Origin of the sequence: Kineosporia babensis, from assembly GCF_021129305.1 — a bacterium.
GTDB lineage: Bacteria > Actinomycetota > Actinomycetes > Actinomycetales > Kineosporiaceae > Kineosporia > Kineosporia babensis.
Genome location: NZ_JAJOMB010000016.1, coordinates 61305 through 88161, shown reverse-complemented (window position 1 = coordinate 88161; position 26857 = coordinate 61305). Strand labels below are relative to the sequence as shown.

The 26857-nt window shown below is 69.0% G+C and carries 20 protein-coding genes; 15 read left to right on the top strand and 5 right to left on the bottom strand.

Going from position 1 to position 26857, the window contains the following annotated elements; all coding sequences use genetic code 11:
- Nucleotides 1-74 precede the first annotated feature (74 nt).
- Both LR394_RS43215 and LR394_RS26065 read left to right on the top strand, forming a co-directional pair.
- The gene (locus LR394_RS43215; RefSeq protein WP_231446837.1) at nt 75-698 is read left to right on the top strand and encodes a superoxide dismutase; all 624 of its coding nucleotides are present in this window, start codon (nt 75-77) and stop codon (nt 696-698) included.
- On the top strand, nt 695-973 hold the full coding sequence (locus LR394_RS26065) for a hypothetical protein (RefSeq protein ID WP_231446835.1): 279 nt from the start codon (nt 695-697) through the stop codon (nt 971-973). The genes LR394_RS43215 and LR394_RS26065 overlap by 4 nt, the downstream gene beginning before the upstream one ends.
- Before the next feature lie 98 nt (nt 974-1071).
- Here the strand turns inward: LR394_RS26065 and LR394_RS26060 are convergent, their stop codons facing one another.
- The gene (locus LR394_RS26060; RefSeq protein WP_231446833.1) at nt 1072-3825 is read right to left on the bottom strand and encodes an EAL domain-containing protein; all 2754 of its coding nucleotides are present in this window, start codon (nt 3823-3825) and stop codon (nt 1072-1074) included.
- Between the two features lie 252 nt (nt 3826-4077).
- Here LR394_RS26060 and LR394_RS26055 point away from each other — a divergent pair, with 252 nt between their 5' ends.
- The 4 genes from LR394_RS26055 (at nt 4078) to LR394_RS43210 (ending at nt 8116) form a co-directional block, all read left to right on the top strand.
- A complete protein-coding gene (locus LR394_RS26055) occupies nt 4078-5049 on the top strand; it encodes a hypothetical protein (protein WP_231446831.1) in 972 nt (323 codons plus the stop codon).
- A gap of 72 nt (nt 5050-5121) precedes the next feature.
- Complete coding sequence (locus LR394_RS26050) at nt 5122-5646, top strand: SigE family RNA polymerase sigma factor (protein ID WP_231446829.1); 525 nt, start codon at nt 5122-5124, stop codon at nt 5644-5646.
- Nucleotides 5647-5648: 2 nt separating this feature from the next.
- On the top strand, nt 5649-7157 hold the full coding sequence (locus LR394_RS26045) for a hypothetical protein (protein ID WP_231446827.1): 1509 nt from the start codon (nt 5649-5651) through the stop codon (nt 7155-7157).
- A gap of 80 nt (nt 7158-7237) precedes the next feature.
- The gene (locus LR394_RS43210; RefSeq protein ID WP_231446825.1) at nt 7238-8116 is read left to right on the top strand and encodes a helix-turn-helix transcriptional regulator; all 879 of its coding nucleotides are present in this window, start codon (nt 7238-7240) and stop codon (nt 8114-8116) included.
- On the opposite strand, the gene LR394_RS26035 is transcribed toward LR394_RS43210, so the two are convergent.
- Complete coding sequence (locus LR394_RS26035; RefSeq protein ID WP_231446823.1) at nt 8104-8814, bottom strand: SDR family NAD(P)-dependent oxidoreductase; 711 nt, start codon at nt 8812-8814, stop codon at nt 8104-8106. The genes LR394_RS43210 and LR394_RS26035 overlap by 13 nt on opposite strands.
- Before the next feature lie 260 nt (nt 8815-9074).
- On the opposite strand from LR394_RS26035, the gene LR394_RS26030 reads away from it, so the two are divergent.
- Entirely contained in the window at nt 9075-9722 is a 648-nt protein-coding gene (locus LR394_RS26030) for a CAP domain-containing protein (RefSeq protein ID WP_231446820.1), read from the top strand.
- Nucleotides 9723-9993: 271 nt separating this feature from the next.
- Entirely contained in the window at nt 9994-12291 is a 2298-nt protein-coding gene (locus LR394_RS26025; RefSeq protein WP_231446818.1) for a beta-galactosidase, read from the top strand.
- A 67-nt stretch (nt 12292-12358) separates the two neighbouring features.
- Here the strand turns inward: LR394_RS26025 and LR394_RS42040 are convergent, their stop codons facing one another.
- Complete coding sequence (locus tag LR394_RS42040) at nt 12359-13261, bottom strand: AraC family transcriptional regulator (RefSeq protein WP_269329799.1); 903 nt, start codon at nt 13259-13261, stop codon at nt 12359-12361.
- 93 nt (nt 13262-13354) lie between these two features.
- Here LR394_RS42040 and LR394_RS26010 point away from each other — a divergent pair, with 93 nt between their 5' ends.
- The 7 genes from LR394_RS26010 (at nt 13355) to LR394_RS25980 (ending at nt 25547) form a co-directional block, all read left to right on the top strand.
- Entirely contained in the window at nt 13355-16804 is a 3450-nt protein-coding gene (locus LR394_RS26010) for a DUF5107 domain-containing protein (RefSeq protein WP_231446816.1), read from the top strand.
- 36 nt (nt 16805-16840) lie between these two features.
- Nucleotides 16841-18154: an ABC transporter substrate-binding protein gene (locus LR394_RS26005; RefSeq protein WP_231446814.1), complete on the top strand. Its 1314-nt coding sequence runs from the start codon at nt 16841-16843 to the stop codon at nt 18152-18154.
- Nucleotides 18151-19056, top strand: a complete 906-nt coding sequence (locus LR394_RS26000) for a carbohydrate ABC transporter permease (protein WP_231446812.1) — start codon at nt 18151-18153, stop codon at nt 19054-19056. The genes LR394_RS26005 and LR394_RS26000 overlap by 4 nt, the downstream gene beginning before the upstream one ends.
- Nucleotides 19053-19868 (top strand): carbohydrate ABC transporter permease, encoded by an 816-nt coding sequence (locus tag LR394_RS25995; protein WP_231446810.1) that lies wholly within the window; start codon nt 19053-19055, stop codon nt 19866-19868. Before LR394_RS26000 ends, LR394_RS25995 begins: the two co-directional genes overlap by 4 nt.
- Entirely contained in the window at nt 19865-22663 is a 2799-nt protein-coding gene (locus LR394_RS25990; RefSeq protein ID WP_231446808.1) for a sugar-binding domain-containing protein, read from the top strand. Before LR394_RS25995 ends, LR394_RS25990 begins: the two co-directional genes overlap by 4 nt.
- Before the next feature lie 194 nt (nt 22664-22857).
- Nucleotides 22858-24315 carry an Lsr2 family DNA-binding protein gene (locus LR394_RS25985; protein WP_231446806.1) on the top strand — a complete coding sequence of 486 codons (1458 nt, stop codon included), beginning with the start codon at nt 22858-22860 and terminating at the stop codon, nt 24313-24315.
- Between the two features lie 53 nt (nt 24316-24368).
- Complete coding sequence (locus LR394_RS25980) at nt 24369-25547, top strand: hypothetical protein (RefSeq protein ID WP_231446805.1); 1179 nt, start codon at nt 24369-24371, stop codon at nt 25545-25547.
- A 20-nt stretch (nt 25548-25567) separates the two neighbouring features.
- On the opposite strand, the gene LR394_RS25975 is transcribed toward LR394_RS25980, so the two are convergent.
- Together LR394_RS25975 and LR394_RS25970 are read right to left on the bottom strand one after the other, a co-directional pair.
- Entirely contained in the window at nt 25568-26044 is a 477-nt protein-coding gene (locus LR394_RS25975; protein WP_231446803.1) for a GNAT family N-acetyltransferase, read from the bottom strand.
- Nucleotides 26045-26144: 100 nt separating this feature from the next.
- Nucleotides 26145-26672: an isochorismatase family protein gene (locus LR394_RS25970; protein WP_231446801.1), complete on the bottom strand. Its 528-nt coding sequence runs from the start codon at nt 26670-26672 to the stop codon at nt 26145-26147.
- Nucleotides 26673-26857 lie beyond the last annotated feature (185 nt).

Sequence of the window (26857 nt, the reverse complement as noted above, 5' to 3'; positions counted from 1 at the left end):
CCCTCCCGCGGTGCCGGACGTCGTCCCGGTGTACTAGTTTGCTTATTGCTAAGTCTTCGCAATAGGAGGAACTTGTGGCTGACTACTCGCTTCCGGAACTGCCGTACGACTACTCCGCCCTGGAGCCGTACATCTCCGGCACGATCATGGAGTTGCACCACTCCAAGCACCACAACGCCTACGTGACCGGCGCCAACACCGCGATCGAGCAGTTCGCCGAGGCCCGGGAGAAGAAGTCGTTCGGCGCCATCGGGACCCTGGAGAAGAACCTGGCCTTCCATGTGGCCGGGCACGTGAACCACTCGGTGTTCTGGCCGAACATGTCCCCGGACGGTGGCGACAAGCCGACCGGTGAGATGGCCGCCGCGATCGACGAGTTCTTCGGCGACTTCGACGCCTTCCAGGCCCACTTCACCGCCAACGCCCTGGCGATCCAGGGTTCGGGCTGGTCGATCCTGACCTATGACGTGCTGGCCAGGCGGCTGTACATCGTGCAGCTGTACGACCACCAGGGCAACGTGCCCACCTGCCAGGTGCCGCTGCTGATGCTGGACATGTGGGAGCACGCCTTCTACCTGCAGTACACCAGCGACAAGGCCAGTTACGTGAAGAACTGGTGGAACATCATCAACTGGGCCGACGTGCAGTCCCGCTTCGAGCGCGCGCGCAGCCAGACCGCCGGGCTGCTCGTCCCGTGACCTCCTCGCCGCACGAGGACCGCCGCGCCGAACTTCTCCAGCTCGTCGATGCTGCCCAGCGTGTGGCCGGAGTCGTCGCAGCCCGCGACCGGGGCGACCGGGACGATGCGGCGCACCTGCTCAGCACTCTGCACGACGACGGGATGCTCGGCCAGGGAGCGCTGCTGCTGACCGACGTGCTCCTGCGCCTGCATCAGGAACGCACCGGGGAGAGCCTCCAGACCACGCTTCAGCACCTGAGCGTGCAACTGGAGGCCTCACTCCGAGCGGCCTGAGACAAGACCCTACGCGTCGGCTTAGCGCGTAGGTCCGACGGGGAGCGGCGCCGCGTTCATGGGTACCGGCGCCGTTCTCCGTTGTTTGGCCCTGGCCATCAGCGGACAGGCTCGGGTTCCCGGTGCTGGACGTCGGCCGCAGCTGCCACCAGCCGGGAGACGGTCTCGGCCGGCCCGGGACGGCCGAAGTGGTAGCCCTGGGCCAGCTCGCAGCCGAGACCGCGCAGCGTGCTGATCTGCTGCGGGTCCTCGATGCCCTCGGCGATGGTCTCCAGGTTCAGGCTCCGGCCGATCTGCACGATGCTCTCGACCAGGCCGTTCTGGGCCTGCGGGTCGGACAGGCGCTGCACGAACGAGCGGTCGATCTTGAGGATGTCGACCGGGAAGTGGTGCAGGTAGCTCAGGGAGGAGTAGCCGGTGCCGAAGTCGTCGATCGCGATCCGCACCCCGGTCTCCCGCAGGGCCCGCAGCGTGCGCAGGGTGATCTCGGTGTCGTTGACCAGGACGCTCTCGGTCATCTCGAGCACGAGCCGGTGCGCCGGGAAGCCGCTCTCGCGCAGCACATCCTGCACCTCCTCGGCGAAGTCGGTGCGCTGCAGCTGCTTCCCGGAGACGTTCACCGCGACGGTCAGTGCGTTCTCCGGCGACATCGCCGCCCACCGCTGGCCCTGGAGGCAGGCCTCCCGCAGGACGAGGAGCCCTACTTCGTGGATCATGCCGGTCTGCTCGGCCAGGGGGATGAACAGGTCGGGACGGACCATGCCCCGCTCGGGGTGCTGCCAGCGGACCAGGGCCTCGACGCCGACCATCTCGCCGGACTCCAGCACGATGGTGGGCTGGTAGTGGACCTGGAGCTCGTTCTCGGCCAGGGCCCGGCGCAGGTCGCTCTCCAGGGCGGCGCGCTCGAGCAGGTCGCGGTGCAGACTGGGGTCGTACACGGCGGGCTGCCCGTCGCGACGTTCCTTGGCCTGGTACATGGCCAGGTCGGCGTTGCGGATCAGCTGCTCGACATCGATCGAGCCCACCTCGGAGCAGGCGATCCCGATGCTGGTGCCGACGAACAGGTCCTGCTCGCCGATCCGGAAGCCCGGCTCCAGGGCCTGGTGCAGACGCATCGCCAGGTCGACGAACTCGCTCTCGGTGTGGCCGCTCTCGACCAGGATGGCGAACTCGTCGCCGCCCAGGCGCGCGATGGTGTCGCTGGGCCGCAGGCAGGCGGTGAGCCGCTGGGCGACGGCGACCAGCAGGGCGTCCCCGGTGCCGTGGCCGAGGGTGTCGTTGACCGTCTTGAACCCGTTGAGGTCGAGGAACAGGACACCGATCAGCTCAGGGTGCCCGGCGCCGGAGCGGCGGCGCAGGGCGTGCTGGACGCGGTCGTTGAACAGCGCCCGGTTGGCCAGGCCGGTGAGGGTGTCGTGGAAGGCCTGGTGAACCAGCTTGTCCTCGAGCTTGCGGCGGTCGGTGATGTCGCGGGCGTTGATCACGTAGGCCTGGACCGCCGGGTCGTCGAGCATGTTGGTGATCACGTCCTCCATCACCATCTGCTGGCCTCCGGGCAGGGTGACCTGCAGCTCCACGACCTCCCGGGCCATCGGCTCGGCCGCGGTCCGGTCCATCGCGCTGCGCATGACCTGGCGTGACGCCTCGTCCAGGAGGTGGCCGACGTCCACCCCCATCAGCCCGGCGGCCGGAACTCCCAGGACCCGCTCCGAGGAGGTGCTGACGTAGCCCAGGACTCCGTCGCGGTCCATCGTCGCGATCACGTCGGAGCTGTTCTCGACCAGGGCGCGAAAGCGCTTGTTGCTGGCCTGGAGCTCCTCGGTGCCGGCCACGACCTTCTGCTCCAGCCGCTTGGTCAGCAGACGGTTCTCGCGCCGGGCCTGGTACTGGTGGGCGATCAGCAACAGGATCAGGCCGGTCCGCAACCAGGTAGTGATGTCGTCGGTGAACCCGGTGGTCATCGAGACCAGGGTGGAGGAGAGGACGGCCAGGACGGTGAACGCGGTCGGGACGGCCTCGCCCAGCCGTTGCAGGGGCAGACTGCGCGCGGTGGCCGTGCCCTGGTCCGGCAGCAGGGCCCCGAGCAGGAAGCAGGACGCGCCGACCAGCCCCAGGGCATCGATCGGGGTCCCGGTCCGCACCGTGCCGGTGAGGGTGCCGTAGGCGAGCGTGACCTCCATGACCCCGCCCGCGAAGACCAGCCCGAGCATGCCCCACCAGGGCACGACGGACCGCATTCCGCTGGTGCCCAGGCCCGCCACCAGGTACAGGCACATGATGACGGCCAGCACGATCGCGCCCATGTACATGATCGGGGCTGCGGCCCGGGCCAGGGACACCTCCAGGCGGGACAGCGCCGGGCCGAGCACGATCACCCAGGCCATCAGCGCCACCGCCCAGCTGACCACCACGGTGCCGAGCAGGGTCCGGGCCAGTGACCCCGGCGACTGCTGGGGCGTCTTGCGCATGATCTTGGTCATGCCGATGATGAACTGCGTCGCCGTCACCAGGATCCCGAACCAGGTCAGCATCTGCAGCTGGGTGTGGGCGGACGAACCGGGGTCGGCCAGCGCAACCCCGAGCAGCGCCAGGTGGCTGCCGCTCCAGGTGAACATGGCCGACCCGAACAGGTAACCGATGCGCCGGTCCTGCTCGTCACCGTCCCAGTGCCGCCCCCGGACGATGCAGGCCCAGCCCGACAGGGCGGCGCAGACCGCCAGCGAGCCCGAGGCCACGCAGGACAGGAACCGCGGTGATCCGAGCTGGAGCACCAGGACGGCGCCCAGGACGACGGTGACACCGACCGCCAAAGCCGCGAGAGGCTGGATCCGGGCGGCAGGGGTCAGGGTCATGGTCTGAGTAGTCGGCTGGGCTCATCCTGCGTTGAGAGCCCATTGGGGTCACGTTCTGCGACCCCGCACGGATCGGCTCGCCGCCTATCGGGTGACCAGGGGCGGCCGAACAAGCCCTGACGGTGACAAATTCAGCACGAGCAACCGGCCTGCCGACTGCAGAACGCTGATGTCCGCGAGGCGATGTTCGCGTTCCATACCGGCGGTCGCGCGCCGGATGTGTTGGCCACCACATACGCCAGAATGCCTGACATGTCAGCGAAAATCCTTTTTGGAACGCTGTGCGGCGCCGGTTTCCTTCAGGCCCTGGTGCTCTGGCCCCTCACCGGCCAGGCGGGCGTCACCGCGGTTGCCGTGACCTTCGCCTGGTGCGCCGCGCCCCTGCTGATCGTGGCCACGCCGAGCCGAGCCTGGGTCCTCGGCGGAAGCCTGCTGACGGTGCTGGGCGCCTACCTGACTTACCGTTGGGACGCCCTGCGACCGCTCCGGCGCGGCTTCAGCGAGTACCTGATTCTGTCCATGACCCGGGACATGGCGGCGGTGGGGCTCACCGCGGTCGGCCTTGCTCTGGTGCTCGGTGGTCTCGCGGGGCAAACCGGCGGGCGCCGGATCGGCCGGGCGGCGACGGTCTTCGCGATGCTGTGCTCAGGCGTGTGGGCGCTCGGGCTCCTGGGCGCGGCTGTGTTGCCGAGCGCCTACAGCGAGGGAGAAGTGGTGGGCTCGCTGATCCTTGCCAGTTTGCTCGTCGTGCTCGCCGGCGTACTGATCCCAACCGCTGTGGTGCGCCGATCGTCCCCCATCAAACCGGCCCCGGGCAGGGTCGTGCTCGCCGTACTGACGCTGCTGCTCGTCTCTGGGGTCTGGACCTATCTGCGGACGGCGGAGCGTTTCGTCCCGGTCGAGGCGTTCCCGGACCGGGGGTTGGCGGTCTGCGTCGCGGAAGCCCTGCACCTCGACGGTATCGATGACGGGTTCTCACAGCTGGATCTGGACGCAGTGAACGAGATGGAGTGCGGCCGGAACCCGATCAGCTCGCTGGAGGGGGTGGAGCGTCTGGGCAACCTGCGCGTGATCTTCATGCCCTCCACCCGGCTCAGCGATCTGACACCGTTGAGCCGGGTTTCGAGTCTGGAGGAGGCCTACGTCGGCGGCAGTGATCTTTCGCAGCTGAACGGGGTCACCGAACTACGAGCCCAGGGAGTCGACATCAACGGGGACGACTGACGTCTCAACCTTTGGGTGGGGTCAAAGCGTTTATCCAGGTATGACAACCGTAATAGCACCGGGGGCCGTCCGATGAAACGTCCCGAGGAGGACGAGGACGGATTCCGGGCCCTGGTCCAGCAGGAGTGGGTCTCCCTGACCCGGACGGCGTTCCTGCTCACCGGGGACCGTGACTACGCGGAAGACCTGGTCCAGGCCGCGCTGGAGAAGACGCACCGACGCTGGGGTTCGGTTGCGCACCTGGATTCGCCCCGGGCCTACGTGCGCCGGGTGATGATCAACACCGCGACGTCGTGGCGGCGCCGGCGCAGCTTCGGCGAACTGCCGCAGGAACCCACCGAGGCGGTGTACCTGCCGGGCGGCTTCGAGCAGGTCGAGCAGCGTCAGCAACTGCTCGCGGCCCTGCAGCTGCTGCCCCCGAAGATGCGGGCGGTGCTGGTGCTGTCCTACTTCGAGGACCTGCCGGACCAGCAGATCGCCGAGGCCATGGGCAGTTCGGTCGCGACCGTGAAGAGCCAGCGCTCGCGGGGACTCGGTCGGCTGCGTGAGCAGATCGGCGTGAGTCCCCTTTTCGACACCGCGGTTCAGGAAGGCTGATCATGGACGTGGAAGCGCAGTTACGGATCGGCCTGAACGAGAAGGCCGTCACCATGCACGCCCCGGTGGACCCCTACGCGTCCTTCCTGCGCCGCGAGGAGCAGAACCGGCGCTCCCGCCGGATCCGGACCGGCGTGGTGGCGCTGGTGGTGGCCGGTGTGGTGGGGGTCTCCGGCGCGGTCGGCCTGAATCTGGCCGACCGGAGCGAGCGCTCGAGTCCGTCGGACGGGATGCACGGCCAGGAGAACTGGGTGCCGGTGCCGGAACCGACCGGATCCGACTCTCCGGAGGACATCGCCGCCGCCACCGAGGCGCTGCTGGACAGTCCGGTGCGGGGGTCGCTGGCCGGAGACCAGGAATGGCTCGAGCGGATGCGGACCTACGTGGCCGGCGAGGCCGCCGCCCGCCTGCGCGAGAACGTCGTCAGGCCGGTCGAGGAGAAGGACGTGCAGTTCCTGTACGCCGGTGAGATCGGAAACACCCGCCAGGTGGCTGCTTACGTTCCGGCGACGACCAAGGGCGGCAACGATGCCTCCAGGGTCTACTGGTTCCAGGGTGAGGCGGGGGAGGACCGGGTCAAGCAGATGATGTACGGCACCAGCGCTGACCCGATCGGGGACGCCACGGCGGCCTTCAGATGGGAGTACTCCGCGAACGACGAGGACGGGTACCTCCTGGCCCTGGGACCGGTCGGCAGCACGGTCACGGCCGGGACCGAGCTGACCTTCCGGGCCGACGGTACGGCCACCCGGACCATCGAATCGGGCCAGGAAGGCAGCGGTTTGCTGGAGCTTGTCGTCCCGCCGCAACCTGGTGGCCGCGCTGACATCGCCGTGACCATCACTCGTGACGGCGAGACCCGGAACATCACCAGCGGGACGCTGACCTCGGGAATGGGCGGCCTGGACGGCCGGGTGTTCCAGGACGTCGTCGACGAGGCGATGGGGGAGCGGACCGCCGAGCAGGTCTGGGGTGAACGCGGCCCCACCGACCTGCCGCCGACCGCGAACTGGCTGCGGGAGAGCCTGACCGAGGCCAACCTGTCGCTGGACTCGGCTGGTCTGGAGATCCCCTGGGCCGGGCTGATCGACGGCGAGCCGGCCTTGGTCTTCACCGTGCAGGCACCCGGCGAGGGAGTCCTGGCGTTCGCCTGGCGTGGCACCCTCGGCAGTCTTGACCGGAACGACTACCGGGTGCTGATGCCCGCGCAGGGGGCGGCCCAACGGCCGATCGCCTACCGGCTGGCGACGTTGGAGGGTGAACAGACCAACGGCATCAACGTCATTGCGCCACCGGGCACCGTTCGGCTGGAACTGAAGGCGGACGGGCAGGACGCGCAGAGCCTCGATCTGGACGAGTCCCGCCGTGCCGAGGCAGAACTGGACCCGCAACAGGCCGCCACGGTGACCGCGTACGACGAGGCCGGCGACGAGATCGGTTCTGCGCCGGTGCTTCCGTTCGCCGGTAAGGGATCGGTCGGTGAGGCGGAGGGGACGCGGCTGGTGCCCTGACCGTCGTTGGGGGCGGGATCATCACGGCTCGGTCAGGTCGAGCCGTGATGATCCCGCGCCACAAGGTAGCGTGTCGGACCGTGGCTTCCTCGTTCAGCACCTTCGTGCGCCGGTGGGACGAGGTGATCGGCAAGGACTATCCGTTACCGACGTTCGCCCCGGCGACCATCAGCGGATGGCGAGGGGCGGACCCGCTCGCCCGCCTCGACGACGTCATCGTCAGCCGGGTGGCCGGTGCCCCCGGCATCACCACCACGGACATGCCCGAGGACACGGCCGGGCGGGTCCGGCTGTGGATCGTGCGGGCGGGCGGCTGGACCCTGCGCGACCCGCGGCGCGAGGGTGTCTACACCGTTCGCGCTGGGCAGTTCCTGCTGCATCACGGCCCGGCCGAACGCTTCGTCTCGCAGCCGCACACCAGTTCCCTGCATGTGGCGATGCCGGCCGAGGGCATGACCGCGCGGTCGGCCCGCGGTTCGGTGATGACGCCCGAGATCCGGCTGGTCGCAGCCCACGCCGAGACGCTGCACCGGGTTCATCCCGGGCTCAGCCCGGCCGGGCGCCGGGCCGCGCGGGACGCTCTGGTGGAGCTGACCAGGGCGGTGCCGCGGGGCGGATTCGACGACACCGAGCCCCGGCTCGCCCCGGCTCTGGCCGAGGCCGCGAAACAGCTTGCCGGAGAACGGCTCACTGACCGCGACCTCACCCCGGCGATGCTCGCGCGCGAGTTCGGCGTCTCGCTGCGTACCCTGCAACGGGCGTTCGCCGGGACCGGGACGAGCGTGGCCTCCTACATCCGCGACCAGCGGCTCGAGCAGGCCCGCCGTGACCTTGGTGCCGGGCTGAGCGTCACAGAGATCGCTGCGCGCTGGTTCTTCGCCGACAGCAGCCATTTCGCGCGGGTCTACAAGCGCCGGTACGGTCATCCGCCGAGCTCGGCCGTGTCTCAGTCCGAGTAGCGGTCCGAGAGCGTCACGGGGCCGTCGCTGAGGTCCTCGTAGTAGAAGTCCGCCTGGTCGCGCGCGACATGCAGCTTCCAGTACTCCTCGGCGATGGCGTCAGGTTCCGAACCGGGACGGCCCTGGCCGATATTGGCGGCGATCGAGACATGTGCCGCGTAGACGCCGGTCCCGGCCAGCCCCGCGTTCAGGTTGAGCGCGTACGAGCGCAGCGCACTGACCGCGATGCTCACGTTGGTGATGCCGGGGACGACCATCCGGCTGGACACCGCGCCCGCGGTCAGCAGGACGGTGCCGGCTCCGCGTTCGATCATGCCGGGCAGGACCTGCTGAACGGCTGCCACGCTGCCGTAGAGGTGCAGTTCGACGTGGGGCGCCAGCGTCTCCACCGTCGTCCCGATTGCGTCGGTGAAGGGAGAGACGGCCAGGTCGGCCGGGCGGGGCGTCGGCGAGAACTCCAGCACTTCGATCGGGCCGAGGGATTCCTCCGCCTCGGACAAGGCCTGGCTCAGGGCTTTTCGATCGGTGATGTCGGCCGGGAAGATTCCCGTCCGCACGTCCGGGATGTCGTCCGCGATGCTCTTCAGGGCGCCCGGATTGCGGGCGATCAGGGCGACGTCGAAGCCGCCCGCGGCGAAACGTCTGGCGATGGCTCGGCCCATCAGCGAGCCGGCGCCGACAATTGCGATGACACTCATGGCCGGAACCCTAGAAGGACGATGCCGGTCCAGGCATGGACGTCAGCGTCACGGTGCCGGGACATTCGCGACAGCCGACCCGATGAAGGTGCGCGAGGGTGCCCGCGTCCAGGCGCTCGCCGTCAGTCGTCTTGACCGCGCCTGTCAAGGGCATCATCAATTCGGGGTAAAGCTTTTCCTGGCAAGGGCTTACCGTGATTCGGTCGGGTGTCCGGGCTGTAGGCCGCAAGGCGGAAACCCAACCCTGACTGGAGAGTTCCGTGTCATCACACCGTCGCCCCCGCCTGATCGCGCTCTTTGCGGTCCCGATCGCCCTTCTCGTGCTGGGGGCCCTGTTCCTCGGGCGGTCCTCTGCGACCGCCGCCCCGGCCGGCTCGTCGTCCTCCGGAGCAGCCTCCGCCGGCGCCTCGTCGTTGTCCGCCGCCGCGACCGCGCAGTCGAAGAAGAAGATCGCGAAGCAGAAGAAGCTGCGGAAGAAGGTCATCCAGTTCACCAACGCGACCCGCAAGGAGAACGGCTGCAAGCCGCTGAAGAAGAGCAAGGCGCTGATGCGGGCCGCGCAGAAGCACTCCCGGGTCCAGGCCAAGAACCAGAAGCAGGGCCACCAGTTCCCCGGTGAGGACGACCTGGGCACGCGCATCGCCAAGGCGGGTTTCAAGAACGCGGGTGGTGTGAGCGAGAACGCCGCCGGGGCCGCCGGGGGCGGCTGGTTCGTGAACGCCCGTCACGTCATGTACGGCGGCACGGCTACCAAGAACGGCACGGGCTTCACCTCGATCGGCTGGATGGAGTCCAAGGGTCACAAGGCGAACATCCTGAACTGTTCGTCCACCCACATCGGGGTCGGCGCGTACATCGACGGCAAGGGCGCCATCTGGTGGACCCAGAACTTCGCCGCCAAGCGATGAGACAAGCGCTCGGCGCCCCGAAGGCCAGGGGAACGGGTGCAGAGAGGGCAGGACTGGTCGGCGGGTGCCCCGCAGTAGGCAAGATCCGCAAGACAGGCCCTGACCACTTCGACTCGGGCTGCCGAGGTGCCGGGTACGGCCGCACCGGAGCCCGGGCTCGGCCTCGGTCCCCGGGCAGGCGCGGTTCCCGCGTCACTGGCCGTCGGAACGTCCAGGTCAAGCACCAGATTGTGCATGGCCGACGACCCTGGAGGAAGATACTTTCGCTACCGTGACAGTCTTTTCACGCATCCAGCTGCCGGCCGCCACCGCCGCCCGCCCGGCGCCCCTGCAGATGGGCGAGGGGTCCATCGCGGTCACCACTCGCTCGCTGACCTTCGGCGGGCAGCCCTGGGTGCCGGTGATGGGGGAGTACCACTTCAGCCGGGACCGGCCGGAGCGCTGGGAGCGCGAACTGCGCAAGGTCCGGGCCGGTGGGATCGACGTGGTCTCGACCTACCTGCTGTGGATCCTGCACGAACCCGAGCCGGGCGCCCTGCGCTGGGACGGGCACCTGAATCTGCGCGAGTTCGTCCAGGCCGCCGACCGGGCCGGGCTGAAGGTGATCATCCGGATCGGGCCCTGGGCGCACGGCGAGACCCGCAACGGCGGCTTCCCGGACTGGCTGCAGGCCCTGCCGATCAAGCACCGCACCAACGACCCGCAGTACCTGGACCTGGTCCGCGCCTGGTACACCGGCATCGCCGAGCAGGTGCAGGGCCTCTTCCACAGCGCACAGCACCCGGCCGGCCCGATCGTCGGGATCCAGGTCGACAACGAGCTGTACGACGAACCCGGGCACCTGGCCACGCTGCGTGAGCTGGCCGAGTCGGCCGGGATGAAGGCTGCGCTCTGGACGGCCACCGGGTGGGGCGGCGCGCAACTGCCCGAAAACCGGCTGCTGCCGGTGTATGCGGGCTATTCGGACGCGTTCTGGGAGGAGTCCACCACCGGCTGGCCGTCGTTCGGGCCGATGCACTTCACCTTCAGCACGGTCCGCGACGACCTGAGCGTGGGTGCCGACCTGCGCGACGTTCCGCTGGAGGGCACCGGCGTCTCGGCCGAGCACGACCCCTGGCCGTTCGCGACCTGCGAGCTCGGCGGCGGCATGCAGGTGGCCTATCACCGGCGGCCCCTGGTCGAGCCGCACGACGTGGCGGCGCTGGCCCTGACCAAGATCGGCAGCGGTTCGTCCTGGCAGGGCTACTACCTCTACCACGGCTGCACCCAGCTGCCCGGTACCCAGGAGTCGCACGCCACCAGCTACCCCAACGACCTGCCGGTGCGCGACTACGACTTCGCCGCCCCGATCGGCCTGGCCGGCACCCTGCGCCCGCACTACCACCTGCTGCGCCGCCAGCACCTGTTCCTCGAAGCGTTCGGCCGCGAGCTCGCGCCGCTGCCCTCGGTGCTGCCCATTGGGGAGGATCCGGTGCGCTGGGCGGTCCGGGGTGAGGGCGAGGCCGGGTACCTCTTCGTCAACAATCATCAGCCGGCGCTGGCCCCACTTGAAGACGTCGGTGGCGTGCGCTTCGAGGTGGCGGCCGGTGAGCGGGTGGTCGGGATTCCGGTCAACCCCGTCCGGGTGCCCGCCGGCGCCTACTTCGCCTGGCCCCTGCGTCAGCGCTTCGGTGACATCCCGGCCCTCACCGTCACCGCTCAGCCGATCACTCAGATCGTGGCGGACGGGCGGACGGTGGTGCTGTTCGCCGCCACGCCCGGGATCGACGTGGAACTGCAGCTGGAAGGCGTTGCTGTTGAGCTTGTTTCCGGCGCTGAGCTCGAGCCTCGGGGTGCGGAGCTGATCGCCCGCCCGCACGGCGAACCCGGCCTCGGCTGCGAGGTCACGGTCGGCGCCACCACACTGGTCTTCCTCGACGAGGCCGGGGCGAACACCGTCTGGAAGGGCGAGATCGACGGCCGCGAGAGCCTGGTGCTCTGGGACGGCACCGCCTGGTTCGACGGCGGCCTGCACATCGAGGTCCCGCAGACCGACCAGCCCATCGCCGTGTTCCCGCCGCTGGCCGAACGTGAGCAGAAGCTTTCGCCCGGAACAGTCTTCACCAGCTACGTAGTCACGGGTGAGGCGACCCTGCACGCCGTTCCCGCCCCGCAGTTCCACGAAATCCGCAGCGCCCCAGTGCGGACCGGGGGCAGCATGAACCGTTTCTCTGCTCCCACCGATGCCGATTTTGCCGCTCTTCCTGCCGTTCCGGTGGAGGTCCCGGTCCAGGCGCTCACCGGTGAAGGGCCGGCGTTGTTGCGCCTGACCTGGGTCGGGGACGTGATCCGGCTGTATGCGGGCGACCGCCTGGTCGCCGACCAGTTCTGGTCGGGCCGCCCGCTGGAGGTCGACCTGTCGGTCCACCGCGACGAGATCGCCCGTGCTGGGCTGTGGGCTCGGGCGTTCGCCTGGGCGCCGGAGTCCGGCGTCTACGTGGATGCCCGGGTGCGCCCGGCCGGCAGCGAACCCGTGCTGTCGGTACAGGAGGCCTCGCTGCAGCGGATCCGCACGAGAATCCTGCGCTAGCTTCACCAACTTCTTCGACCCAATGGGGACGTTCGTGGGCACCTTGTCCACGAGCGTCCCCCATTTGTTATTGGTTCGGCTTCCCACCGGCCTCGGTGCTGCGGGCGGCCTGCCGGAACTGGGCGGGTGACTGGCCGACGACCTTCTTGAACTGGCGGGAGAAGTAGAACGGGTCGCCGTAGCCGACGGCCGTGGCGATCTCGGCCACCGGCTGGTCGGTGGCACTGAGCAGGAACCGGGCCCGGGCCATGCGTAACCGTTTCACGTACTCGACCACGCCGACGCCGGTGTCCCGGCGGAACGCGGCGCTGAAGTGCGAGACCGACAGCTGGGCGCGGCGGGCCAGTTCGCTCACATCCGTGGGCTGGTCGATATGGGTGCGCAGGTGCTCGCGGACGGCGGTGATCGCGTCGTGCGTGCCGCGCGAGCGGGAGGGGGCGGCGACCACGTTCAGGGCGGACAGGACGTGCCAGGCCGCGCCGCAGGCGGCGATCAGGCTGGCCCGGGTCTCATCGCGGTCCAGGGCACTGACCACAGCATCGAAAAGTGGTTCCAGCGCGGTGCTGTCGGTGGCCAGCACGTGCGAGTGGCCCAGCCGCTCCTGCAGCGAGTCCAGCAGTGCGGGCACGTCACTGCCCACGGCGTGGAACCACCAGATCGACCAGGGATCGGCGGCGTCGGCGCCGTAGGAGTGGGCGGTGCGGGCGGGCAGCACCAGCACGTTTCCCGGTTCGAGGGTGAGGTCCACCTCGCCGGCGCGGAACCAGCCGGACCCGGTCGCCACCAGGATCACGATCAGCTCGTCGGCGCCGGTGGGCCGGATCCGGGCGTGGTGCGCGGCCCGGGGGAAGTAGCCGGCGTCGGTGACCAGCAGGCGCTCGGTGAGGGGCTGGCCGCGGGCGGCGGCGACCAGCGGCCGGGGCAGCACGTGCATCCGTTCGCCGGGAAACCCGTCACGCAGCTGGAGCATCCCTGGAGTGTGGCCCAAGGATCAGAGATTCGTCCAGGTTGATCAAGGATTCGGCTATGTTCCGCAGGCCACCAGGTTTCTAGCGTGGTGCCCGTGAACGATGACGTCCAGCCACTGGTGCTGCCCGAGGCCCCCGACCCGATCTCCGGCCGGGCGGTGCGGGCCTGGCGGCAGAGCGTGGTGATGGGGACCTACGACACCGGCGAGCCGATGGACTACCCCGCCTACCTGTCCCGGCGGGTGTACCAGGGTTCGTCCGGCGCGGTCTACCCGTTGCCCTTCCACGAGCACGTCGGCACCGAGCGGCAGGAGCGTTCCTGGGCCGCGGTGCATCTGGAGAACGAGCACGTACGGCTGATGCTGCTGCCGGAACTGGGCGGGCGGATCCACGTCGGGCTGGACAAGAACACCGGGTACGACTTCTTCTACCGCAACGACGTGATCAAGCCCGCCCTGGTCGGCCTGACCGGGCCGTGGCTGGCCGGCGGCGTGGAGTTCAACTGGCCCCAGCACCACCGTCCCGCCACCTACCTGCCGACCAGTTGCGAGATCGAGGAGGAGGCGGACGGCGCGGTCACCGTCTGGTGCAGCGACCACGACCCGTTCACCCGCATGCAGGGCACCCACGGGGTCCGGCTGCGCCCGGACAGCGCCCTGATCGAGTTGCGGGTCCGGCTGACCAACCGCAGCGAGACCGTACAGACGTTTCTCTGGTGGGCCAACGTCGCCGCCCGGGTGAACGACGACTACCAGAGCTTCTTCCCGACCGACGTCGCCGCCGTGGCCGACCATGCCAAGCGCGCGGTGATCGGCTTCCCGGCCGCCGACGGTACCTACTACGGCGTGGACTACGCCGCTCGCGCGGCCGAGCATCCAGCCGGGAACGCCGAAGCCTGGGTGAGTGCTGAGGAGGTGGACGGCTTCGCGCCGCCGCCCCGGGACGATGCCCCGGACCGGATCGACTGGTACCACAACATCCCGGTGCCCACCTCGTACATGATCACCGGCACCCGGGACGACTTCTTCGGCGGCTACGACCACGGGCGCCGGGCCGGATTCGTGCACTGGGCCGACCACACCATCGCTCCGGGCAAGAAGCAATGGACGTGGGGCAACGCACCTTTCGGTCATGCCTGGGACCAGAACCTGACCGACGGCCCCGGCGGGGCCTATGTCGAACTGATGGCCGGCGTCTTCACCGACAACCAGCCCGACTTCAGCTTCCTGGCGCCGGGGGAGACCCGGGCCTTCTCGCAGTTCTGGTACCCGATCAACGAGATCGGCCCGGTGCACCAGGCCACCCGCGACCTGGCCGTGCGTCTGGATGCCGCACGACCGGCGCACGGTGCGACCGTGGTGCGCGTCGCCGTCGCCGCAACCCGCAGGTTCTCCGGCGCCCAGGTGACAGTGACCGGGGCGAACGGGCAGATGCTGCTGGACGACAAGGTGGACCTGGCTCCCGGCCGGCCGTTCGTGCTGCGTCGAGAACTGGCCGGTGCGCATGACCGGGAGTCGCTGCATCTGAAAGTGGTTCACGAAGGGCAGCCGCTGATCGAGTGGCAGCACCGTTCGGGACCGGACACGCCCGAAGTCCTGCAGGCGGCGACCGAGCCGGCGCCGCCCGAGGAGATCGAGTCGGTGGACGAGCTCGTGGTGACCGGCCTGCACCTGGCCCAGTACCGGCACGCCACCCGCAGCCCGGAGCCGTACTGGCGGGAGGCACTGCGACGCGATCCGGGCGATGCCCGGGCGCACACCCAGCTCGGCCTGCGCGCCTACGCATCTGCCCGCTACACCGTTGCTGTGGAACACTTCTCGGCCGCGATCCAACGTCAGACCCTGCGCAACCCGAACCCGCAGGACAGCACAGCCAGCCACATGCTCGGCCTCGCGCTGCGCCGTCTGGGCCGGCCGCGGGAGGCTCTGGAGGCGTTCGGGCGAGCGGCCTGGAACCTGGCCTGGCAGCGCCCGGCCGTGCTGGAGCGGGCCCGCACCCTGGCCGCGCGCCGTACCCCGGCCGGCGACCAGGCAGCTCTGGAACTGCTACTGCCGCTACTGGAGCAGGCGCCGAACGATGCACAGGTAGCGGCGGTCACCGTCACCCTGCTGCGCCGATCGGTGCATCCGGCCGGCGATCTGGCCGCGAACATCCTGGCCCGGGCCCGGACCTCGAATCCGCTCGATCCCTGGACCCGCTGGCTGGGCACCCAGGAAGCCGGGGCCGATGCCCAGATCTGCCTGGACCTGGCCTACGAGGCCCGGTCGGTCGGTGACCTGGAGGGCGCCCTGATCCTGCTCGAAGCCGCAGAAACAGCTGACCGAACCCGTGCGGTCGGTGCCCCGGCCGTGAGGCCACTGACCGGCTACGTCCGCGCCGACGTCCTCCATCAACTCGATCGTGGCGGCGAAGCCGACGCGGCCACGACTGCCGCTCGACAGGATTCGGCTCGCTGGTGTTTCGTCTCCCGTCTGGACGACATCGACGTCCTGACCGCCGCGCTCGAACGATGCCCCGAAGACGGCCGGGCCGCAGCCCTTCTGGCGCAGTGGCTGTACGCCAAGGACCGGCCGGAAGAAGCGTTGTCCTACTGGCAGCGGGCCGTGACTGCTGACCCTCAGGACGCGGTTTCGTGGCGCAACCTGGGGCTGGGCAGCTTCGACGTGCAGGGCGATGCGCAGGCTGCGGCCGAAGCGTACGACCGGGCGCTGGCTCTGCGCCCCGACGATGCTCGTCTGCTGTTCGAGCGGGACCAGTTGGATCAGCGCACCGGAAGTTCACTGGCTGCGCGGCTGGAACGGCTGGGGCAGCACCGGGCCCTGGTTGCCGAACGGGACGACCTCACCGTCGAGTACGCCGATCTGCTCACCGCCACCGGATCTGCCCAGCAGGCCCGGGATGTACTGAGCAACCGGCTGTTCCACCCCTGGGAGGGTGGGGAGGGCCGCGTGCTGGGAGCCTGGACCCGCGCGGCCCTGGAGCTGGCCGGCCGTCACCTGGCCGCCAACGAGCCGGAGCTGGCGCTGGCCAGAGTGCGTGAAACCCTGGAACCGCCGCAGAACCTGGGGGAGGCCCGGCACCCATTGGCGAACACCGCCCAGATCCACCTGCTGCTGGGTGACGTTCTGGCCGCGCTGGACCGGCCGCAGGAGGCCCGGCAGGCCTGGCAGATCGCAGCTGGGCAGTCAGCGGACTTCGTCGACATGAGCGTGACCAGCTACAGCGACCAGAGCGTGGCCGCCCTGACCGCCTTGCGCCGCCTCGGCGAACCGGCCCAGGCCCAGGCGCTGCGGGAACGCCTGCTGTCCGGTCTGGCCGAATCTGCCTGCACCCCGGCCCGGGTCGACTACTTCGCCACCTCGCTGCCCACTCTGCTGCTGTTCGACGAGGACCCACAGGCCCGCCGCGACCGCGAGGACCTGCTGGTGCGGGCCCAACTGGCGCTGTTCGACGGCGACCCGGCCACCGCCTCGGCGACCCTGGCCACCCTGCTGGCCCAGGACCCGTCCCACATCGGTGCCGCACTGCTGGCCCACCACATCTGAATCCTGCGCACCGCGCTTCAATGACGAAGGGTGAACATGTCCGATCCGACACGAAGGCAAGTGCTCTGGGGGTTCGGGGCGCTCGGCGCCGCGGCCCTGGCGGGATGCTCCAGCGCCTCGGCCACCCCGATCACCCAGGGTGAGGTCCAGCTGAACTTCTGGGCCCACGACCCGGGCTACGACGCGACTTTCGCTGCGTCGGCGGTGGACCCGGCGATCCAGCAGGGCAGCCGCTGGACCTACGAACTGGAGATGACCGCGGCGAACGCCGGTGACCTGGTCTCCCGGGCGATCACCCAGGCGGTGGCCCGCCGGCGGGGGCCCGACCTGATCGGCGTGGTGGTCGACCAGTTCCCGCGGATGATGAAGAGCCGGATCGCCCAGAACATGCTCGTTCCGCTGGACGACCTGATCCAGCCGTTCGGTGACCAGTTGCTCAAGCAGGGCTCCTACACCAGCGACGGATCGGTCTACGGGCTGGAGTCCGACAACAGCATCTCGGTGCTGTACTACCGGCAGGACGTGTTCCAGGAGAACGACATCCCGGAGACCGTGGGCAGCTGGGAGGAGCTGGCCGAGGCCGGCACCCGGCTGGCGGCCACCACCGGTCAGGCGATCGGGATGGTCTCCACCGGCGACCCGGGAGCGGTGTTCAACAGCTTCCTGCAGTTCCTTCTGCAGCGCGGCGGCAGCGTCTTCGGCGCCGACGGCAGCCTCACCCTGGACAGCGACGAGTCCCGCGAGGTACTGGCTTTCATGCGCAAGGGGGTGCAGGACGGCTTCCTGATGCCGCTGGCCGACCCGTACGGCGGGGCGGTCGCAGCCGCACTGAAGAACTCGGAACTGGTCGCCACCGTGATGCCCAACTGGTACCGGGCCTACGGCCTGGAGGCCAATGTGCCCGACCAGGAAGGCCTGTGGAAGATCCGGACGATCCCACCGTTCCAGGCCGGAGGGCACATCGCCTCCACGCTCGGTGGGACCGGGTTCGCGGTGGCCAGTGACACCGCCCGGTCGGACGCCGCGGTGGAACTGCTACGCCGTACCTACCTGACGCCGGAAGGGCAGTTCCTGCGCTACCAGAAGGGCGGTTACCTGCCGACGCTGGCTCCGCTGTACCAGGAGCCCCAGTTCCTCGAAATCACTGATCCCTTCCTCGGTGGGCAGCGGATCTTCGAGGTGTACGGCGAGGCCGCTCTCGACATGCCGGCCTTCGACCAGCACGTGGGGATGCAGGTGATGACCACCACGCTGGGTGGCCCGGTGCTGGACGCGGTGATGGGCCGCAGCACCCCCGACCAGGCGATCGCCGCGGCCGTCGCCGCCTACCGGAACCAGGTGCGCCAGTGAGTACCGTTTCAGCTCAGCCCAGTTGGTGGCGCCGCAACGAGGTCAGGCTGGCCCCGTACCTGTTCATCGGCCCGTTCTACGTGCTGTACGCGCTGTTCATGATCATCCCGATCGGGGCCGGGGTCTACCTCAGCTTCACCGACTGGGCCGGCCTGGGCGCCCCGCAGTGGATCGGCCTGGAGAACTACCGCTACCTGCTGCAGGACAACAGCTTCTGGACCTCGCTGGGCAACACCGTGTTCTACATGAGCTTCACCATGCTGGTGGTGCTGCCCGCCTCACTGCTGCTGGCCAGCGCGCTGAACGCGCGCGGGCTGAAGCTGCGCGACACCTTCCGGATCATCTTCTTCGTACCGGTGGTGATCTCGCCGATCGTCGTGGCCCTGGTCTTCGGGCTGATCTTCGACGGGCAGTTCGGCCTGATGAACGCCCTGCTGCAGGCCGTGTTCGGGTTCGGCGGGATCGAGTGGACCACCGACCCGCTCTGGGCCCGGGTGGTTGTCGTGGTCCTGGTGCTGTGGCGCTGGACCGGGTATCTGACCATCTTCTTCCTGGCCGGGCTGCAGAACGTACCGCGGGAGCTGTACGAGGCGGCCGCGCTGGACGGGGCCGGGGCGGTGCGCTCGTTCCTCTCGGTGACCCTGCCCGCGCTGCGCCCGGTGACCGCCTTCATCGGGGTCACCGTGCTGGTCAGCACCGCGCAGATCTTCGAGGAACCGTTCCTGCTCACCCAGGGCGGGCCGGGCGAGTCCACGCTCTCGATCGCGATGTTCATCTACCGGGCGGCCTTCCAGCGCCAGGAACTCGGCTACGCCGCTGCGGCCGGCGTGCTGATGTTCGCCGCCGTGTTCACCATCGGCCGGATCGCGCTGCGGCTGTTCCAGGTCGGGAGGAACGCATGACCAAGCAACGTGCCGGGCTCTACACCGCGCTGACCCTGCTGGCGGTGCTCTTCCTGATCCCGATGATCTGGGGTGTCTCCAGCGCCTTCAAGGCCCGCAGCGACATCTTCGAGTACCCGCCCCGGCTGTTCCCGGCCGAACCCACCCTGGAGAACTTCCGGGCGATCCTGGACGGCCAGCCGTTCTGGTCGTGGCTGCTGGTCTCCACGCTGGTCGCGCTGGTCTCCACGGCGGTCGCGGTGTTCCTGTGCTGCCTGGCCGGATTCGGGTTCGCCAAGTACCAGTTCCGGTTCAAGAACGCCCTGTTCGACGTGCTGATCTCGTCGCTGGCGGTGCCGTTCGCGGTGATCATCGTGCCGCTGTTCATCCTGCTCGCGGTGACCGGCACGCTGAACGTCTGGTTCGCGCTGATCGTGCCCTGGGTGGCCCCGGCCTTCGGGATCTTCATGATGCGCCAGTACGTCGAGCAGTCGGTGCCGGACGAACTGCTGCACGCCGCCCGGATCGACGGGGCCGGGGAGTTCCGGATCTTCCTGTCGGTGGTGCTGCCGCTGCTGCGCCCGGCGGTCGGGGCGCTGGCCGTGTGGAACTTCCTGAACAGCTACAACAGTTTCCTCTGGCCGCTGATCGTGGTCAGCGACCCGGACCAGTACACCCTGCCGCTCGGTCTGCAGGCGCTGTTCGGCGCCGAGGGCCGGCAGTACGACCTCGTGCTGGCCGGGTCGGTGCTGGCCGCCATCCCGAGCCTGATCGTCTTCTTCGTCCTGCGCAAGCAACTGCTGGACGGACTCACCGCAGGAGCCGTCAAATGATCATCGACCTGTCCGGCCCCTGGCAGGCCGCCCTCGACCCCGAGGGCACCGGCGAGCACGAACGCTGGTACCAGCCGGACGCCCTACCCGCCGCCACCGAACTCCAGCTGCCCGGATCGGTGCAGGAACAGCGTCTGGGGGATCCGGTCTCGCTGGACACCCAGTGGACCGGACTGGTGGTGGACCGCTCGTTCTTCACCGACGAGCGCTACGCGCCCTACCGCGGCCCGGGCGAGGTCTCGGTGCCGTTCTGGCTGCAGCCGCACACCTACTACCGCGGCGCGGCCTGGTTCCAGCGCAGCATCGAGATCCCGGACGACTGGGCCGGGCGGCGCGTGGTGCTGCACCTGGAGCGGGTGCACTGGGAGTCCACGGTCTGGCTCGGCAACCGCCGGATCGGCAGCGAGCGCAGCCTGACCACCCCGCACCGCTTCGACCTCGGCCCGATCCAGCCCGGCCGGCACACGCTGACCCTACGGGTGGACAACCGCACCGTGGTGGACGTCGGCCCGAACGCGCACAGCATCAGCGACCACACCCAGGGCAACTGGAACGGCGCGATCGGGGCACTGCGCCTGGAAGCCGTTGCGGCGGTGGCGATCCGGTCGGCCACCGTGGTGCCGGACCTCAAGAATCGGTCGGCCCGGGTGAAGATCGACATCCACAGCGACTCCCGGGGCGTGGGCCAGGGCACGGTGACGGTGTCGGCCCGCCGGTTCAACGTGCCCGGTGAGCACCTGGTCCCGGCGGTGGTGGCCGAGTTCGACGACGAGCGCGAGGCCGACCTGACCGAGCGCGGCATGATCGGCGGCAGTCAGCACCTCGACCTGGACCTGCCGCTCGGGGACGATGCCCAGACCTGGGACGAGTTCCACCCGGCGTTGTACGAACTCACCGCGGAACTGGGCGGGCAGACCTTCACCACCGTCTTCGGCCTGCGCGAAGTCGGCACCGAGGGCACCCGGATCACGGTCAACGGCCGGCCCACCTTCATCCGCGGCACGCTGGAGTCCTGCGTGTTCCCGCTGACCGGTTACCCGGCCACCGATGTCGAAGCCTGGCGGCGGATCATCCGGATCAACCGGGCGCACGGCCTGAACCTGCTGCGCTTCCACTCCTGGTGCCCGCCGGAGGCCGCCTTCCGGGCTGCCGACGAGGAAGGGTTCTACTTCCAGGTGGAGGGGCCGATCTGGGCCAACCAGGGCGCGGGCATCGGCCAGGGCCGGCCGGTCGACGCCTACCTGTACGAGGAGACCGACCGGATCCTGCGGGAGTTCGGCAATCATCCCTCGTTCATCGCGATGGCCCACGGCAACGAGCCTTACGGCCGGGACGAGGAGTTCCTCGGCGCGTGGGTGGCGCACTGCCGCAAGCGCGACCCGCGCCGGCTCTACACCAGCGCTGCGGGCTGGCCGGCGATCCCGGAGAACGACTTCGACAACATCCCCGACCCCCGCACGTATCGCTGGGGCGAGGAGCTCGCGGCCCGCTACAACTCCCGCTCACCGGAGACCGAGACCGACTACAGTGCCTGGGTCCAGGCCAACCCGCGCCCGATCGTCAGCCATGAGATCGGCCAGTGGTGCGTCTACCCCGACTTCGCTGAGATGGCCAAGTACACCGGTCTGATGCAGCCGAAGAACTACGGCATCTTCGCTGAATTCCTGCGCCAGAACGGGATGGCCGATCAGGCCGAGGAGTTTCTCTTCGCCTCCGGGCGGCTGCAGCTGCTCTGCTACAAGGAGGAGATCGAGGCGGCCCTGCGCACTCCCGGCTTCGGCGGGTTCCATCTGCTCGGAGTGAGTGACTTCCCCGGTCAGGGAACCGCTTTGGTCGGCGCTCTGGACGCCTTCTGGGACGAGAAGCGTTACAGCAGCGCGGCTGCCTGGGCCCGGTTCTGCGGGCCGACCGTTCCGCTGGCCAGGTTGCCCAAGCGGGTCTGGAGCACCGACGAGCAGCTCACCTTCGACGTTCGGATCGCCCACTTCGGTGCTGTGCCGCTGGAGGCCGAGGTCGCCTGGCGGCTGACCTTCAGCACCGGTTCCGGAACCGGCGAGACGGTGGCGGAAGGGCTGGTCGGTAAGGGAACGGTGGCGGTCGGTAACGGCGAGATCTTCGGATCCGTCGCGCTGGCGGCGGGTTTCAACTTGAGGACGCGTCGACTCAAGCTCCTCGTCCAGGTCACCGAGGCCGGTGGTCAGGTGTACGAGAACGACTGGGATCTGTGGTTCTTCGCCCCGGCTGCGGCGCTTGCCACTTCGGTGCTGGAGACCAGCAACGTGCAGGAGGCGCTCGAACAGGCGCAGCGGGGTGCAACCGTTCTGCTCACCGCCGCCCCGGGGACGGTGGAAACCGACGTGGTGACGGGATTTTCCACCGTGTTCTGGAACACCGCCTGGACCAAGAACCAGGCCCCGCACACCCTGGGCATCACACACGAGGTGAGTCACCCCGTCTTCAGGCACTTTCCTTCTGAAGGCCACACCGACTGGCAGTGGTGGGAGCTGCTGCACGGCGCCCAGGCGATGCTGCTCGAAGGCCTGCCCACCGGGCTGCAGCCGATCGTCCAGCCGATCGACACCTGGTTCTCGGCCCGTCGGCTCGGCGCCCTGTTCGAGGTGAGGGTGGGCGCCGGTCGGCTGATGGTGTGCTCGCTCAATCTGACCCCGGTGGTACCGGGCGATCCGGTGACCGGGCAGTTCCGGCAGGCCCTGCTGGAATACCTCACCGGCGACGATCTCGCACCCGCGGTCCGCGTCGAGCCGGAGGTGATTGCCGGGCTGTTCCAGCGGTAGCGGGTTCCGGGAGAACCATCCGAACGTGGTATCAACGGATCATGATGGGTTTTCGGGACAGGCTTCGGGTACGCCGCGCGAGGAAGTCATCACCATCCGTCGAGATCGCAGTCCCCGAGACCCCTGAAATTGCTGAGTCTTCCGATCGGCGCCGTTTTGCGGTGCTCAACCTCGGACGGTCGGGTTCCGGTTCCGTGCAAGCCGTGGAGGTGGCCGTCGTCACCACCGACTTCGCGGGCCGGATTCTCGACGAGTGGCAGGCCGGGCTGGAGCCGGGGCTCATCGAGCGCCTGAACGAGCGCCTGGCCGGGGCCGTGGTCGTGGCCCACAACGCCGAGTTCGACCTGGCCCGGCTCAGCACGGAATATCGGCGGGCCGGCTGGCAATTGCCGCAGCTGCCGATGCTGAGCCTGGTCGAGGCGGCCGGCCGGCAGCGGCCGGAGTTGCCCCGGCGACGCCCGGACGACCTGTGCCTGGCCTTCGGGCTCACGCCGGCCTTGTCCACCTCGACGCTCGACCAGGCTCGCGCGTCGGCTGGTGTGCTGGCCCGGATCATCGGGCCCGACCTCACGGCCGTCCTGGAGACACTGCAAGAGCGGGCGCGCGAGGTCACCTGGCCGGTCGGGCCCACGGTGGATCCGGCTGCGCCCGATACCAATACCGATGCCGAGGATCTGACGGTCGCGGTGTCGCCCGCGCTCGTCGAGCGTTTCTCGCTTCTCGACGCCTTGGACGAAGGGGCCGGTATCGGCACTCTCGCCTACCTGGAGGAGCTGGCCGAGACCATTGAGGACGCGCCGGTCGCCGCCCGGCAGATCTCGCTTCTGGCTCGGGTCGCCTTTGCCGAAGAACGAACCTCCATCGACATTTCCCGCGCCAACGAGGCTTTCGTGCGGACCCTGACCTACGCCGCGCTCGATGCCGAGGGCGCCGTGGCCTACGACGAGCGCGCCGGCCTCTTCGACCTGGCCAGGCTTCTCGGGGTTGCCGCCCAGGTGGTCCTGGGTATCGACGACGAATCCGGGAAAGCCTACGAGGCGCGCCTTTCCACCCGCCCGAAGGGCCTGCCGGTGAAGTGGAGCGGAGGCGAACCGTTGCGGGTGGGGGACAAGGTCGTCTTCACCGGGTGCGACCCCGCAGTTCGCGAACAGCTCGAGAATCGTTCGCTGCGGCTGGGAGTCCGGATTCTGGATACTGTCTCGGAGACGACCACCCTGCTGGTCTCGGACGAAACCGCTCACGGCAGCAGGGCCGCCCGCGCTCGTGAGCTCGGCACGCGCACGGTGACGCCGGCCGACTACGCCTACCTGCTGAAGCACCTGCAGCCGTCGGCCCGTTGGGCTTCTCAAGAGGACGCGGCCAATCCGGAAGGCTCCGAGAACCAGGAACCGACGTCCGCCGAAACGCCTGAGCCAGAACCTGAACCGACGCCCACTCCGAAGCCCAGAACCGCGCAGGTGCGCGCCTGGGCGCGGGCCAATGGGCACCCGGTCTCGGCGCGAGGGGCGCTGCCCAAGCAGGTGATCGTCGCCTACCTGGCCGCCCAGGACGAGGCTCTGAACCGGCCGGATCCGGCCGCCGATCAGCCAGATGTCGCACCGCTGCCGACAGTTGAGCCGCTCGCCCAGGCTGAGGCTCAGCCGTCCACGTGACCGCGGGCAAGGATGTCGGTGGCCCGCAGACAGTTGTCGATAGGGTGACGAGCATGCCCCGCAGCCTGCTGAGTCACCTGTCCCTGCGTAGCTGGCTGGAACGCTGGAGCCAGGAAGCGATCGAGCAGGCCGAGGCGATCGGGCTGAACGTCACCGACGAGATGCGGGCCAGCGGCTGGATCGGCGCCGAACCCGCGAGCGCACCGGCCGTGGCCGCCGCCGAAGCGCGACTGGGGCGGGCGTTGCCCCCGTCGCTACGGGAATTCTACGCGGTGACGGACGGCTGGCCGGTCCTGTCGATGGACTTCGGCGGCATCCGCCCGGTCGGAGAGATCGGCTGGACCCGCGACCTGGACCCGGACCTGATCGAGGCCTGGCCGGCCGATCAGGAGCCGGATGCCGACGACGGTGCACCCCTGCTGCGGCGAAGCCTGCTGCTGAACACCGGTCCGGACCGTTTCCTGCTCGACCCGGCCCACGTCGAGCAGAACGAGTGGGCAGCCGTCAGCTTCACCAGCTGGTACCCGGGCGCGGGGGAGCAGCAGCCGTCGTTCCGGGCCGAGCTGGAAGATCACTACGCAACGTTCGTGAACTTCGATGTGCCGCGCAGCCAGACCCGCGCCGAGATCGCCGACCAGGTCGAGCACGCCTACCGATCGCTGCTGGCCGGCCGGCGCGAGGAGGAAGACATCTTCGAGCAGGCCGGGCGCTTCGGTGACGAACGTGCCCAGGTGCTGGCGATCCAGGTGAACGCCCTGACCGGCGCTCCGGCCGATCATTCGGACCTGATCTGGCGCTCGCGAGCGGTCACCGGGGACGCGGCGGTGCAGAACGATCTGTTGCCCTTGCTGGTCATCGGAGCACTGGATCCGGCGGCGGGAGAGGAACACCGGATGACATCGTTCTCGCAGAGCGCGCCGCCCGAGTTCGCTTCCCAGGCCAGGCAGCTGGCGGTTCGTTACCGTTTCGAGCGGGGACTGACGGCGAGCTTCTCGCGGACTCCGGTCTTTGCGCGCGCGGTCGATCAGGCGCGGGCGTTGATTCAGGCCGGGCGCGAGAACGAGGCCTTCGACGTGGTGCTGGGCGGCCTGCGTCCCTGGACGCCGGAGAGCGGGATGCATCTGGCGCCGCTCGGGCTGTTGTGGGACAAGGAGCTGGGTCCGCTGATGACCGCTGAGCGGCGCCGGCGGTTGCTGGCCTCGCCCCGCGCGACCGAGCTGCGATCTTCATAGCCCAAAGACGAGGCGCCCGGTCAAAGTGGTAGCACCATGGCGCGCTCGGCGCGCGGCTGTCCGGTGGCCGGTGCGGTGAACTCGAACCCGTGCCGTAGATAGAGCCTTTGAGCAGAGAGGTTGTCCTCGAAAACGCCGAGCTCGACCCGGTTCACCCCCGGCTGCGAGCCGGACCAGTCGAGCACGGTCTGAACCAGGATGTCGCCAACCCCCTGCCCTCGGGCGGCCGCGGAGACATACAGCGACATCAACTGGGCCGAACCGTCGCCCGGTAGCGAGCAACTGATCAGCCCGACAGGAATGTCGCCGTTCAGGGCCAGCCAGTTTCCTGCCACGTTCTGCAGTCGCTGCCGCCACTGTTCCTGCGGGGCGTCCACCCAGGATTCGTACCGGCTGGCGAACGCCTCCGGTGCGCGCTGCAGGCATTCGAGCCGGACGCGCGCAAATTCCTCCCAATCGTCGGGAGAGAGTTGTCGGACGGTGAAGGTGGGGCCCATCGCTGCACATTACGGCAAGGCGGCGCGGAATCAGGGCGCTCGCGATCGGTAAGGAGGATCTTTCCACGAAGACGTTGATCTTCCTGCTGTCTCTTGACGGTCAGGTCAGGGTCTCAATGAATTCGTCACTCGTGAAGACGGTTCCGATACGCGGGAACACGTAACTCGTGGAGAAATCATGAGCCTCGCTATGAAGCCCGGACATGGCGTCGGTGAGAAACAAGGTGGAGTACCCATGTTCGTCGGCGGCTCGGCCGGTGGATTCGACGCCGAACGTGGTGGCTATCCCGCCCAGGGCGACGGTGGTGACGTCGCGGGCCCGTAGTTCCTCGTCCAGGTGGGTGCCGTGGAACGCACTCCAGGTCGACTTCACGATCTCCAGGTCACCCGGGCCCGGTTCGCATCCGGAGGCCAGTTCGCCCCCGGGTGGCTGGGTGTCCACGCCGGGATGCTCGGAGCGGACGAAGACCACCAGACCGCCACGGCTGCGCACGGAATCCGCTGTCCGAAGGCAAGTTTGAAGGACTTGGGCGGCTGGGTGCGGGGCTGTGTCGGCGGCGACCACGCGCGTCATCAGGTCGACCAGAACGAGTGCGGTGCGGGACGCGTCGAGGCGGTGGATCGTCACGGACGGAGCCTAAGGCATGGTTCTGCCGGATCGTGAGGCGACGCAATGTGACCGGAACTACACGGTCTGCCCACGGCGCCTCTTGCGCCAAAAAGGACATAAGTGTTGAATTACTGAGGCCCCGGTCGGGGCTTGGAAGCTCGGAGGGGACGTCGTGCGTTGGAATGCGCCTGGGGGCAGTTCTT